Annotated in this window: 12 protein-coding genes; 3 read left to right on the forward strand and 9 right to left on the reverse strand. The window is 70.3% G+C overall.

The genetic code is table 11. The annotated features are described in order from the left end of the window. From HY68_RS05385 to HY68_RS05400, 4 genes are all read right to left on the reverse strand, one after another. Nucleotides 1–1,265, reverse strand: a 1,265-nt coding sequence (locus HY68_RS05385; protein ID WP_041995223.1) for an AI-2E family transporter, incomplete at its 3' end; no start/stop codon positions are given. Between the two features lie 151 nt (nt 1,266–1,416). Next, nucleotides 1,417–2,124, reverse strand: a complete 708-nt coding sequence (locus HY68_RS05390) for a lytic transglycosylase domain-containing protein (RefSeq protein ID WP_041985030.1) — start codon at nt 2,122–2,124, stop codon at nt 1,417–1,419. 385 nt (nt 2,125–2,509) lie between these two features. Next, nucleotides 2,510–3,832 carry a PhoH family protein gene (locus tag HY68_RS05395; protein WP_041985033.1) on the reverse strand — a complete coding sequence of 441 codons (1,323 nt, stop codon included), beginning with the start codon at nt 3,830–3,832 and terminating at the stop codon, nt 2,510–2,512. A gap of 379 nt (nt 3,833–4,211) precedes the next feature. Next, nucleotides 4,212–4,973 carry an isoprenyl transferase gene (locus HY68_RS05400; protein WP_041985036.1) on the reverse strand — a complete coding sequence of 254 codons (762 nt, stop codon included), beginning with the start codon at nt 4,971–4,973 and terminating at the stop codon, nt 4,212–4,214. 169 nt (nt 4,974–5,142) lie between these two features. On the opposite strand from HY68_RS05400, the gene mgrA reads away from it, so the two are divergent. Continuing rightward, nucleotides 5,143–6,180 (forward strand): L-glyceraldehyde 3-phosphate reductase, encoded by a 1,038-nt coding sequence (gene mgrA, locus HY68_RS05405; protein WP_041985037.1) that lies wholly within the window; start codon nt 5,143–5,145, stop codon nt 6,178–6,180. Nucleotides 6,181–6,550: 370 nt separating this feature from the next. Here the strand turns inward: mgrA and HY68_RS05410 are convergent, their stop codons facing one another. Next, nucleotides 6,551–7,345 (reverse strand): class I SAM-dependent methyltransferase, encoded by a 795-nt coding sequence (locus HY68_RS05410; protein WP_041985039.1) that lies wholly within the window; start codon nt 7,343–7,345, stop codon nt 6,551–6,553. Between the two features lie 67 nt (nt 7,346–7,412). After that, nucleotides 7,413–8,336 (reverse strand): A24 family peptidase, encoded by a 924-nt coding sequence (locus tag HY68_RS05415; RefSeq protein WP_041985042.1) that lies wholly within the window; start codon nt 8,334–8,336, stop codon nt 7,413–7,415. A 118-nt stretch (nt 8,337–8,454) separates the two neighbouring features. On the opposite strand from HY68_RS05415, the gene HY68_RS05420 reads away from it, so the two are divergent. After that, nucleotides 8,455–8,826, forward strand: coding sequence for a DUF192 domain-containing protein (locus tag HY68_RS05420; protein ID WP_041985044.1), 372 nt, complete (start codon nt 8,455–8,457; stop codon nt 8,824–8,826). Between the two features lie 6 nt (nt 8,827–8,832). Here the strand turns inward: HY68_RS05420 and HY68_RS05425 are convergent, their stop codons facing one another. The 3 genes from HY68_RS05425 to HY68_RS05435 form a co-directional block, all read right to left on the reverse strand. Further along, nucleotides 8,833–9,609 (reverse strand): hypothetical protein, encoded by a 777-nt coding sequence (locus HY68_RS05425; protein ID WP_041985047.1) that lies wholly within the window; start codon nt 9,607–9,609, stop codon nt 8,833–8,835. A 112-nt stretch (nt 9,610–9,721) separates the two neighbouring features. Beyond that, nucleotides 9,722–10,555, reverse strand: a complete 834-nt coding sequence (locus HY68_RS05430; RefSeq protein WP_052457022.1) for a hypothetical protein — start codon at nt 10,553–10,555, stop codon at nt 9,722–9,724. After that, on the reverse strand, nt 10,552–12,249 hold the full coding sequence (locus HY68_RS05435; RefSeq protein WP_041985051.1) for a polymorphic toxin-type HINT domain-containing protein: 1,698 nt from the start codon (nt 12,247–12,249) through the stop codon (nt 10,552–10,554). Before HY68_RS05435 ends, HY68_RS05430 begins: the two co-directional genes overlap by 4 nt. A gap of 109 nt (nt 12,250–12,358) precedes the next feature. Here HY68_RS05435 and HY68_RS05440 point away from each other — a divergent pair, with 109 nt between their 5' ends. Continuing rightward, nucleotides 12,359–12,805 carry a MarR family transcriptional regulator gene (locus HY68_RS05440; RefSeq protein WP_041985055.1) on the forward strand — a complete coding sequence of 149 codons (447 nt, stop codon included), beginning with the start codon at nt 12,359–12,361 and terminating at the stop codon, nt 12,803–12,805. The last annotated feature ends 14 nt before the right edge of the window (nt 12,806–12,819 follow it).

Raw genomic sequence — 12,819 nt, forward strand, 5'->3', positions numbered from 1 at the left:
GCGCCGTGCGGCGGCGGCTGGGTCCGCAGCGCCTGGTCCCTGCTGTACGAGCGCAGATAGCCGACGACGGTGTTGGTGACGGCCACCAGCGGCACGGCGACGACAGCGCCGCCGATACCGGCGACGAGGCTGCCCGCCGCCACGGAGAGGACCACGGCGAGCGGATGGACCCGTACCGCGCGCCCCAGGATGAAGGGCTGCAGGATGTGCCCCTCGATCTGCTGGACGGCGAGCACGATGGCCAGCACCATCAGCGCCGTGAACACCCCGTCGGTGACCAGCGCGACGACCACCGCCAGGGCACCGGAGACCACGGCGCCGACCAGCGGCACGAAGGCGCCGAGGAAGATGAAGACCGCCAGCGGCACGGCGAGCGGCACGTCGAGGAAGTAGATGCCGACGCCGATGAAGATCGCGTCGATCATCGCGACTATGACCGTGCCGCGTACGTAAGCGGTGAGGGTGCGCCAGGCACGCGGCCCGGCGCCCGCGACGCCCGGCCGGGCCGCCGCAGGGACGAGCTTGAGCGCCCACTGCCAGATCCGCTGGCCGTCGTAGAGCAGGAAGAGCGTCGAGAAGAACGCCAGCAGCATCCCGGTCAGCAGCTCGACGATCACCGTCACGCCCTGGATGCCCGCCGAGGTGATCTCCTCGGTGTTGGTGCCGATCGCGTCGCTCAGACTCTTCGCGAGATCGTTGATCTGGTCCTCGGTGACATGGAACGGGCTGTTGAGCAGCCAGCGTTTGAGTTCGTTGATGCCGTCGGTGACGCGGTTGGAGACGTCGTCGATGTTCTCCACGACCTGCCAGACCACGAACCAGCCGACCAGCCCCATCAGGATGAAGCCGAGGAGTGCGGTCAGCGCGGTGGCGAGGCCGCGCGGCAGCCCGGCGCGCTTCAGCCGGGCGACGGTGGGTTGCAGCAGCGCCGTGATCAACAGCCCGGCGACAAAGGCGAGGACGACGATCTGTACGGCGCTGATGATCCGCATCAGCACCCATACGGTGCCGGCGAGGACGAGCAGCCGCCAGGCCGCCTCACCGGCGACCCGGATACCCCAGGGGATGGCGGCGACCGGCTCGGGTCTCGCGGCGACGGCCGGGGCGTACGTGGGCGGTGGCGGGACGCTCTCCGCCGGATGATCCACCACGGGAACGTCGTGATGGTCGTCCGCTTCCGCGGCGGCCCTGCGCTGGTCCAAGCGCTCCCCCATCTGGGTCAGTTCCGCGCCTACCCGACCGAGCCACGCTGGCACTCTTGACATGATGTTCCCTCTTCCCCCCGGATCTCTCCCCACTCACTCCCCCCGAAGCCGTCCGGACCTGACCGTACACGTGCGAAGCCCCCCACCGTAGGGACGGCGGGGGGCTTCGTGAGGTTGAGCGGCCGGCGGGGCCCGGCGCTGCCTCTGACTTCTAGTACCAGCTGTTGGCCTGCCAGAACGACCAGGCGCCGCAGGGGCTGCCGTAGCGGCCGTCCATGTAACCCAGGCCCCACTTTATCTGCGTGGCCGGGTTGGTCCGCCAGTCGGCGCCCGCCGAGGCCATCTTCGACCCGGGCAGTGCCTGGACGAGACCGTAGGCACCGGACGACGCGTTCTGCGCCGTGTAGTTCCAGCCGGACTCGTGGCTGACGATGTTGCTGAAGCACTGGAACTGGTCGGACGGCATCATCTGCCGTGCCATCGCCTGGACCTCGGAGGCCGAGTAGGAGCTCTGGACCGTGAAGCTGGAGGCGTCGGCGCGCGCCGAGTCACGGCTCGCACGCTCCTTCGCGTCCTTGCGGTCCTGCTCTTCCTTCGCCTTCTTCGCCTCGGCGGCTTCCTTCTTCGCCTTGGCGTCGTGGGCAGCCTGGATACGGGCCGCCTCCTCGGCGGACTTCTGTGCCGCCGCGTCGGCCGAAGCGGCCTGCGCGTCGGCCTGCTGGGTCAGCGACGCGGTCTGCACCTGCGCCTGCTGGCCTACGGGGATGTCTGCGAGGAGTGTCGTGTCAGCAGCGGTCGCCTCGAAATTGTCGCTGTTCGAGGTCTGGGGGTCGCCAGAGGCAACTCCCACGACAGCGCCGACGGTGGTGACCGCGGTGGCTGACGCCACGGCGAATCCCCGGACCGAAATCCGGCTCACACGGTGTCCTTCCAGCATCGCCCGCTTGGTGACCTCGCGGACGCGATCGTGCCCCTGGCACTGGTCTCCGTACTAACCGGGTCACTGGAGACACGGGCCCGGTGGGCAATCCCCTGCGGGGAGTGCCGCGTTGGTACGCGGGCGGCATACGGCGGCAGTTGTTGAGTTGTATGGAGCCGCATCCCTGAAGATGCGTGAGTGCCGTATGCGGGGCCTGACGGAAGCAAGACTCTGCCGGACGGTGACGCCGCAAGGCAATTCTTCGTTGCGTGTGAAAGCTCACACCTCGTTTGCCTCAAGTGTTTCGCGGAAATCTCCGCGCAGCGCGGCGCCGCCCGGCTAAGCTCTCAAGCTTTGCCGGGCGGCGCCAACTGCTGCATATGGGTCAGATCTGACCTTCCTCCAGCATTTCGGTCACGAGCGCGGCGATCGGCGAACGCTCGGAGCGGTTGAGCGTGACATGGGCGAAGAGCGGATGGCCCTTCAGCTTCTCCACGACGGCGACGATCCCGTCGTACCGCCCGACCCTGAGGTTGTCGCGCTGCGCCACGTCGTGCGTGAGCACCACCCGGGAGTTGGCCCCGATCCGGGAGAGGACCGTCAGCAGGACGTTCCGCTCCAGCGACTGGGCCTCGTCCACGATGACGAACGCGTCGTGCAGGGACCGGCCGCGGATGTGCGTGAGCGGCAGCACTTCGAGCATGCCGCGCCCCAGCACCTCCTCGATGATGTCGCGCCCGGCGACGGCGGAGAGCGTGTCGAAGACCGCCTGCGCCCAGGGGCTCATCTTCTCGGCCTCGGTGCCCGGCAGGTAGCCCAGCTCCTGGCCGCCGACCGCGTAGAGGGGACGGAAGACCATCACCTTCTGGTGCTGTCTGCGCTCCAGGACGGCCTCCAGGCCGGCGCAGAGGGCCAGCGCCGACTTTCCGGTGCCCGCCCGGCCGCCCATCGAGACGATGCCGATGTCCGGGTCGAGCAGCAGGTCGAGGGCGATGCGCTGCTCGGCGCTGCGGCCGTGGATCCCGAAGGCCTCCCGGTCGCCCCGCACGAGCCGGACATTCCCCTCGGCCGTCACCCGCCCGAGCGCCTTGCCCCGGTCCGACTGGAGCACGAGGCCGGTGTGCACGGGCAGCTCGCTCACCTCGGGCACGAACAGCGTCTCCTCTGTATAGAGGAGATCGATCTGTTCGGCGGAGAGCGACAGCTCGCTCATCCCCGTCCAGCCCGAGTCGGTGATGGCGAGCTCGGCGCGGTACTCCTCGGCGAGCAGCCCGACCGATGACGCCTTGATGCGCAGCGGCAGGTCCTTGGAGACGACCGTGACGTCGTACCCCTCGGCCTGCAGATTGCGCGCTACCGCGAGAATCCGTGAGTCGTTGTCCCCCAATCGGAAGCCGGCGGGCAGAACGCCGGGATCGGAGTGGTTGAGCTCGACACGGAGCGTGCCGCCGAGGTCGCCGAGCGGGAGCGGGGCGTCGAGGCGTCCGTACCGGATTCGGAAGTCGTCGAGCCGGCGCAGGGCCTGCCTGGCGAAATAGCCGAGTTCGGGATGGGACCTCTTGGCCTCCAACTCCGTGATCACCACGATGGGGAGCACAACTTCGTGCTCCTCGAAGCGGGACATGGCGTTCGGATCGGCCAGCAGGACGCTGGTGTCGAGAACGTAGGTGCGCCTGTCAGGCATGCGGCGCTTTGTGCTGGTCACCACGGAAGGACGTACCCCCTCGGATGAGGTCGGGGTGCGACGGCGTCGCGGGCGGGTGGACCGGGCTGCGGCTCCCATGCGCGGGCCGAGCTCCGGCCCTCCACGTCGCCCGTACGTTTCACCGTACGGTCGTCCTGGTGCAAAGGGCCTCCCGGGTGGACGGCCCCATGCCGTCCACTGAGATGCGGCGCCCGCCTGGCATTGCTGACAGAACTTTTCGGACGCCGACCTGAAGGGGGTATTCCCTCGAACACGCGCCGCCATGCCATGGCATATGACGGACACCGGGTGAATCGTGGGTGAAGAGGACGCGGGCGGACCGCTCCCGCCGGGGCGAGATCCGCGGGGAAGGGCCCGGATGCCTTACGGCACAAGGCCCGTTTCAGGCGCCGTAGCGGCGATGGCGCGCCGCGTAGTCACGCAGGGCGCGCAGAAAATCGACTTTCCGGAAGGCCGGCCAGAAGACTTCACAGAAGTAATACTCCGAATGGGCGCTCTGCCAGAGCATGAAGCCGGACAGACGCTGCTCGCCACTGGTCCGGATGACGAGGTCGGGGTCGGGCTGGCCGCGCGTGTAGAGGTGCGAGGAGATCAGGTCGGTGTCGACGATCTCGGAGAGGTCCTCCAGGGAGGTGCCCTTGCCCGCGTGCTCCATCAGCAGGGAGCGGACCGCGTCGGCGATCTCCTGACGGCCGCCGTAGCCGACGGCGACATTGACGAGTATCCCCTTGTTACCGACGGTATCCTGCTCGGCTTCCTTGAGGACGTTCTGCGTGTGGGCGGGCAGCAGGTCGAGGGTGCCGACGTGGTGCACCCGCCAGCGGCCGTCGGCCGCGATGTCGTGCACGGCGTCCTCGATGATGCCGAGCAGCGGGATCAGCTCCCGCTCGGGCCGGTCGAAGTTGTCCGTGGAGAGCATCCAGAGGGTGACGACCTCGACATTGGTCTCCGAGCACCAGCCGAGCAGCTCCAGGATCTTGCTGGCGCCTGCCTTGTGCCCCTGCTCGGCCGTGCCGCCGGACGCCTTGGCCCAGCGCCGGTTGCCGTCGAGGATGACGCCGATGTGCTTGGGCACCTGGGCGTGGTCGAGGCGGCCCTCCACCCGGCGTGCGTAGAGCCCGTACACCAGGTCGCGCAGATTCACGTGAGTCCACCTCTCGATTCTGTGCGGGGGTTCCGTGGCGGGCCGGTCCTGGGGACAGCTGCGGCCCGGGACCTGACCAGACCTGGTCGACCCGAAGCCGTCACACTACTGCTCGGTCGCGGCAGGAGCCCAACCCGGAGTGTCACAAGTCCGTGATAAGGAAGGAAGCGTGACTGATTCTCCCCATTACCTCGCAGCTGACGACCGGTACGACTCGATGGAGTACCGCAGGAGCGGGCGCAGCGGTCTGAAGCTGCCCGCCGTCTCCCTCGGCCTCTGGCACAACTTCGGCGACGACCACGCCCTTGACACACAACGCGCCATTCTTCGCCGCGCCTTCGATCTGGGCGTCACGCACTTCGACCTGGCGAACAACTACGGCCCGCCGGCCGGTTCCGCCGAGCTGAACTTCGGCAAGATCTTCGCGCAGGACTTCGCCCCGTACCGGGACGAGTTGATCATCTCGTCCAAGGCGGGCTACCGGATGACGCCGGGACCGTACGGGGAATGGGGATCCCGTAAGTACCTGCTGGCGTCGCTCGACGCGTCCCTGAAGCGGACGGGCCTCGACTACGTCGACATCTTCTACTCGCACCGCCCCGACCCGGACACCCCGCTGGAGGAGACGATGGGGGCGCTGGCCTCCGCCGTACAGCAGGGCAAGGCGCTGTACGTGGGCATCTCCTCGTACCGGGCGGAGCAGAGCGCGGAGGCGGCCAGGATCCTGAAGGACCTGGGGGTGCCCGCGCTGATCCACCAGCCGTCGTACTCGATGATCAACCGCTGGATCGAGGACGACCGGCTGCTGGACACGCTGGAGGCGGCCGGGATGGGCTGCATCTCCTTCGTGCCGCTGGCCCAGGGACTGCTGACGAACAAGTACCTCGACGGCATCCCGGAGGGCTCGCGGGCCACCCAGGGCAAGTCCCTTGACCCCGGGCTGCTTTCGGACGAGGTGGTGCGCCGGCTGAACGGGCTGAACGACATCGCGCAGCGGCGCGGCCAGTCGCTGGCTCAGCTCGCGCTGAACTGGGTGCTGCGGGATCCGCGGATGACGTCGGCGCTGATCGGCGCGTCCAGCGTGGCGCAGCTGGAGCAGAACGTGGCGGCGCTGGGGGCCGAGCCGCTGTCGGCCGACGAGCTGCGGGAGATCGACACCTTCGCGGTGGACACGGAGGGGACGAACATCTGGGCCGGGCGGAGCTGACGCTCTCGGCCGGCTTCGAGTCCGGCTCGGGCTTGAGCCCCGCTCGGGCTTGAGTCCGGCTCGCGGGCCCGGGCAAGAAAAAACGGGCCGGTCCGTGGGGGGGGGTTACGGACCGGCCCGAGGGGGGGTTTCCACCATAACCCTTTGTAAGTGGTCCTGGGTGCCATGGCGCGATGCCGTGACGCTCCGGAAGCGCTCGGATGCCGCCTGTGCCCCGGAATACTGGGCTCCGACGCGATTCGGCGGTCCGATGTGGCGAGAACTCGCCAGTTATTTTGGTAACCCACAGGAGCGATGGCGCCCGCGGCGTCGCGTTGACGACGCGATCCGCGACGAGGTTCCGCACGGCTGCGGCACGGCGTGCCGCCGGTCAGCCGGGGCGGCCGGGGCGACCGGGACGGCCGGGCTTGACCGCTTCGATCAGGAAGCGGGTCGTCGTCGCCACGAAGGGGCCTTCGGCCTCGATCCGGTGGTGCAGCTCCAGCAGCCGGTCCCGGTACTGGCCGACGGTGAAGCCGGGCACCATCCAGATCACCTTGCGCAGGAAGTAGACGACGGCCCCGACGTCGAAGAACTCGGTGCGCAGCTCGGCCGTCCGCAGGTCGACGACATCGAGGCCGGCCGCCTCCGCCGTCTTGCGGGCCCGCTCGGGGTCGCGGCCTGACCGTACTTCCTGCGGCATCGGCCCCAGGAAGTACTCGACCAGCTCGAACACGCTGGCCGGGCCGACCTCCTGGGAGAAGTACGTACCCCCGGGGGCCAGCACCCGCGCGATCTCGTCCCACCACGCCTTCACCGGATGCCGGCTCACGACCAGGTCGAAGGCCGCGTCGGCGAACGGCAGCGGCGGCTCGTCAGGGTCGGCGACGACCGCCACGCCCCGCGGGTGCAGCAGGGCGGTGGCGCGGGCGACGTTCGGCGGCCAGGACTCGGTGGCGACCGTCAGCCGTGGCAACCGCGCTACGGAGGCGAGCACTTCACCGCCACCGGTCTGGATGTCCAGCGCGGCGCCGGCCCGCGCCATCCGCTCGGCCATGGCACCGGCGTACCCCCACGGCGGGCGCTCCTCGGTGGCGCGGCCGTCGAGCCAGGAGAAGTCCCAGCCGTCCACGGAGACCGCTTCGGCCTCGGCGATCAGTTCTTCGAAGGTACGGGTGCCGTGCATGGCGCGAGTCTCCCAGGGGTGGTTCGGGGACGGCGAACTCTTTATCGGGTGTCGTTGCTGAAAGCCGCTACTGGAGGGCGCCCGCCAGCAGCCCCAGCAAAGTCCCGCCGATCATGAAAGGGCCGAACGGAATCGCGGACTTCCGTCCCGCCTTGCGCAGCAGGATCAGCCCCGCCCCGTAGAGCGAGCCGAGCAGGAAGCCGGCGAAGGCGCCAAAGAACAGCACCTCCCAGCCGTACCAGCCGAGGGCGACACCGAGCGAGAGCGCGAGCTTGACGTCGCCGAAGCCCATACCGCTGGGGTTGATCAGGAACAGCACGAGATAGCAGAAGCCGAGGACGAACCCGCCGAGCACCGCCGTCGACCACGCCCCGTCGGCGCCGGGCCGCAGATCGGCGAAGAGCAGCAGGACGGGGGCCGCTGCGGCGAGCGACAGGGTCAACTGGTCGGGAAGGCGGTGGACGTTGCTGTCGACGAGCGCCAGCAGCACGCCGAAGGGCGCGAGGAGCAGCCAGACGACCAGCTCGGGGCGCGGCCCGGTGGCGGCGGCCAGCGCGCCGCAGACGAGGGCGGTGACGACGGGGACGAGCACGGACGGCGCGTACGCGACCCGGGCGGCGGGGAACTGGGGTCCGGCGCCACGGTCGGCGCCGAAGGCACCGGTGTCGGTAGCCGGTCCGGCATCGGTAGTTGATCCGGCGTCGGGGGCGGGTCCGGTCGCGGGGCTGTCCGGTGCCGGGGCGGGGGCGGGGGTTGCCGCGTCGCCGCCCGTGCCGGCCGCACCGGTCGGGGGGATCCCGGCCGCCACGCATGTGGCGCATCCCGCCCCGCCCAGCCAGCCGCGCGCGACCCCGGTGATCGGGTGACCGGCGGGGCAGCTGTCGCGCCACGGGTCCTCGGGCTCGACCGAGAGCCGGTACGCGGCGCGCGGCAGCAGCAGCCCGATGGCGGCGCCCCAGGCGGCGGCGAGGACGATCAGCGCGGCGTACACAGGGCCGACCCTAACGGCCGCCACCGCGCCCGGTCATGGGTCCTGGGGCCCACTTACGCGCGTCGAGGGCTCCCTGGGTCATGCCCCGGGGGCACCGGGGGCGCTACGGTCTACCGTCATGGGCAAAGTGGGCAAATGGCGTGACGGCAAAGGGACGTTGACGGTCGTCGGCGGGGACACCGTGCCCCTGGAGATCGCCGCGTCGTACCGGGCCCGGCGGCGCGGGCTGCTGGGGCGTACCGGAGTCGAGGGCGCGATGCTGATCACCCCGTGCAGCAGTGTGCACACCTTCCGGATGGGCTTCCCCATCGATGTGGCCTATCTGGACCGGCATCTGACGGTCCTTCATGTCCAGACGCTGAAACCGGGCCGGCTGCCGCGCCCGCGCCTCCGGGCCCGCCATGTGCTGGAGGCGGAGGCGGGCGCGATGGCGGGCTGGGGACTGCGCCCCGGCGAACAGGTGACGATGGACGCGGACGTGGCCACGTAACCCCGCCTACCTGAGCTTGGCGACCTGCGCGGCGACCAGCGCCCGCGGCAGGTCGGGGGTCGAGGCACCTTCGAGATTGGCGGTGTAGAAGGTGGCCACCGTGCCGCCGACCCGTACGACGTGGAACACGAGCGGCACCGGATCGCCCTCGAAGTCCCCCGTCACCTGGTACTTCAGCGACTCGTCACCGGCCTGGGGAGCGGTCAGGTCCCGCACGGCCGTATAGGTCGAAGGGCTGTCGCCACCCGTCGCCCTGAAGCCCCTGGCGCAGGCGGTGACGGCCGTACGCAACCGGCTGAGCAGCGCGCCCGCGTCCCGCGGGCCGTGCGCGGTCAGGAACTCCGACACGGCGGGCACGCCGTTGGCCGCGCCGGTGATCTGCCGGTACGAGACGGCCTTGGCGACCGGCTCGGGCTTGCCGTTGATGACGGCCGTGAGCGGCGCACACGCGGCCGTGGCCGCCCGTTCGCCCTGGGCGGGCGGCGGGTCCATCGGTCCGACGTCGAAGCCGGGCACATCGCCGCCGGCGAGCACCGCGCGGTCCAACTCGCCCTGGGAGAGCACCTTCCCGTTGCCTGCGCCGACGCCGGGCGGGACGGTCGGGCGCGGCGACGCCGGAGGTACCAGGACGGGAGCGGTGGACGACGCCGATGCCTCGCTGGTGGCGGTCCGCTCCGACGCCCCGTCCGACGTACCGGCCGTACAGCCCAGCAACAGCGATCCGGCCGCCACCGCCAGGGCGATGCTCCGGAGCGGGGAGGTGCCTGCGGCGCGCGTCCTCATCAAGTCCCCATCTCACCTCGGCACTTCAGGGCACAGCCCGTGCACCGCACGCTAACGGAACGACGCGGCCCACCGCATGGGCCCACGGACCCAATCACGCCCGGCAGTCACTTCACCCCGGCCACGGCAGCGACCGGGGGACGCGCCGCCACCACCACCCGTCGCCGTGCGGTCCTGCCGAGGGCAGGGCTGCCGCCGCTCCCGCGTCGTCGACCGTGTGCGCGCGGAAGATGCCGTCCAGCTCGGCGACCGCGTGCAGCAGCAACGTCCGCTCTTCGGGGCCGACTTCGGCGACCTGCTTCTCGAAAGCGTCGCGCGCGGCCAGATCCTGCGCGTACAGCTCGGGCAGGTACCGCCCGGACGGGGCCCAGTCGCCGCGCATCCGCTGCCCGAGCCGCTCCCAGATGTGGAGGGACACGGCGGCCGGGCTGTCCGAGCCGAGCGCGTCGGCGACCGGTGTGGGGACGGGCTGCGAGCGCAGGATCTCGGCGAGCGGTGTCACCTCGGCGCCGGGAAAGGCGGAGACCGCGGACTCCACGGCGTCGACCCGGTACACGGGCCGCTCCTCGTCCGTGGCCAGCAGCCGGGCCCGGGTCACCGTCCCCGTCCGGTCGGCCAGCCAGTACGTCTCCGGGTCGATCCGGTCGTCCGGGTAGAGCACCCCCGTCCCGGTGCCGACGGCGAAGGCCAGCGCCAGCTCCGCCTCCGTCCCCGGCGCACCGGCCGTCCCCGCCGCCGAGCGCACCTGGATGTCGAGGCTCATGGCCACGTCACCGCGCAGGCAGTGGTACGTGCAGAGGACGGGAGCCCCCCAGTAGCGGTGATCCATGTCCCCGTCCTCATGGCAGACGTCCACCTGCCCGGCGGGCACCTGGGCGGCGTCCGCGAGTCCGGCGATCAGCTCGGCCGGCTCCATGCGACGGCTGACCAGAAAGTTGCAGATCACTTGTACGTTCCCTCGACGATGGCTCGGGCCTTCTCGACGGCCTGCGGATTGGCCTTGAACTTCGGATCCATCTGCAGCTGCTTCAGGGACTTCGCGTCGCCCTTCGCCAGCAGTTGGAGCGCCGAGTACTCGACACGGTCCAGTTTGACGAGTCCGGGGCCGCCCTTCGGGAAGACGGTGCCGTTGGCCTTCACCTCGTACGTCCGCCCGTTGACGTGGTAGGTGTTCCCGTCCGCGTCGAGTCTGGCCTTGCCCTGGGCTATCGCCTTGATGTCGTCGTCCACCTGCTGCTGCATCCCGTCGAGGATGACGGTGTTGGCCTCCTTCACCTCCGCGCCGACCGACCCCTTGACGGTGTGCCGCTTGTTCGGCCGCTTGAGGACCTTCCCGGCGGCGGGGCCCGGTACGTCGTCGGCCACGGGCCATTCGCAGTCGACGTTGTGGACGAGCGCGGTGGCGGCGCCGACCCCCACGTAGTAGGTGTGCGCTCCCTCGACCTCCAGGTCGTACGTCGTACGGACCCGCTCGTAGCGGCGTACGGCGAGGACGGTCAGCGGCCTGCCCCGCTCGGTGCGGAGCGCGGCACCGGGCACGATGTCGCCGGCGTCCGCCCAGCGCTGCCGGCCGGCGAGCCAGAAGGGATGGGTGTCGGTCGCGGTGACGACGGCGGTCCCGGCGGGGGTACGCACCGTGAGCCGGGTGAAGTCCTTGTCGTCGTGCGTGGTGAACGTACGCGTCACGCGTCTCGCCGCGGTACGTCCGGTGAGCGGATCGGTGGCCTCGACGCGGTCGCCCGTGCGTACGGCTTCGATGGCGACGCGCCGGCCGTCGCCGAGCAGGACGGGGGTGCCGGGCGGGAAGCTGTGGCTGACCGCGCAGGTGGGCGGCTTCTCGCCGGGCTTCTCCCCCGGTTTGCCGCCGGGCTTCCCCGCGCCGCGTGCCTTCTGTTCGGCTTCCAGCTTCCGCTTGGCCGCCGCGAGGCGCTTCTCCGCCTCGCCGACCTTCTTTCGGTTCTTCAGCAGGGTCGTGAGGGCGTCGTACAGCTCCCCGCCGTGCTTCCTCAGCGCCTTGACCAGACCGACGGCCTTCTTCCACTTCCAGGGCGCCCCGTACTTCGCCGCGAGTTTGCCGACGGCGCCGCCGATGAGGCTGAGCAGCACATTGACCAGGGTCGCCGTGCAGGCGCCCATGTCGCCCTTGGTGATGCAGTCGAGTGCGTCCGTGATGCCCAGCTCGTCGGCGAGGATCTTCGCGAGTTCCTTGGCGGCTTCGAGGACCTTCTCGGAGTCGGACTTCTCGGTGGTCCGAGCGTCCTGGAGGTTCTTGAGGGCGGCGGCGTAGTCGAGTTGGGTGGGGGACGTGGGCGCGTCGGCGTCGGCGGCGTCCGGATCGCCGTCGTCGGCGGGCAGGCCTTTGCCGGGCAGGCCCTTGTCGTGGCTGCCTCCTGCTTGGTCGCCGCGCCCGCCGCGCCCGCCGCAGTCGGTACCGCCACCGCCTGCGCCGCCGATGCCGATCCGGCACACCTGTGCCTCGATCCGCTCACTGATCGTCGTACCGATACCGGTCGCCATCAGGGCGCCGACGATCGCGAACACGACGCAGAGCAGGCCCAGATACTCGATCGCCGACTGCCCGGACTGCGCCCGGCGCAGCCCCAGCAGCCGTGCCCCCGCTCGTCCCCCCGTTGATGACATACCGGCGACGGTAGAGACGGGCGGCGTGCCCGTCATGGGCCCCAGGACCCAACCATGGGCTCAAGCATTTACATAAGCGATTTAAATAAATCACTGATACGTTGGGCTCATGGCAGCCAAGAGCCGACAGCACCTGGACACCGCCGAACTCGCCACGGTGATGGGGCAGTTCACCCGTGGTTCCATCCGGCTCCCGACGACCGAGAAGCACAGCTTCACCACCCTGTCGGTCCTGCACACGCTGACCCACCAAGGCCCGATGCGGCTGACCGCGCTGACGGCGAACGAGCAGATCACCCAGCCCGCCGTCACCCAGCTCGTCACCCGGCTGGAGCGCGACGGACTGGTGGAGCGCCGCCCGGACCCCGAGGACGGCCGCGCGGTGCTCGTCGGGGTGACCCCGGCGGGTGCGCGGGTCATCGAGACCCGACAGCAGGACCGGGTACGGCAGTTCACCGAACTGGCCCAGGCGCTGACCGCCGACGAACGGCTCGCCATCGCCGCGGCGTTGCCCGCGCTGGCGCGGATGGCGGCGCGGATGGCGGAGGACGGCTGACCGCGCCTCTCCTC

It is taken from the genome of Streptomyces sp. AcH 505, from assembly GCF_000818175.1.
Lineage (GTDB): Bacteria > Actinomycetota > Actinomycetes > Streptomycetales > Streptomycetaceae > Streptomyces.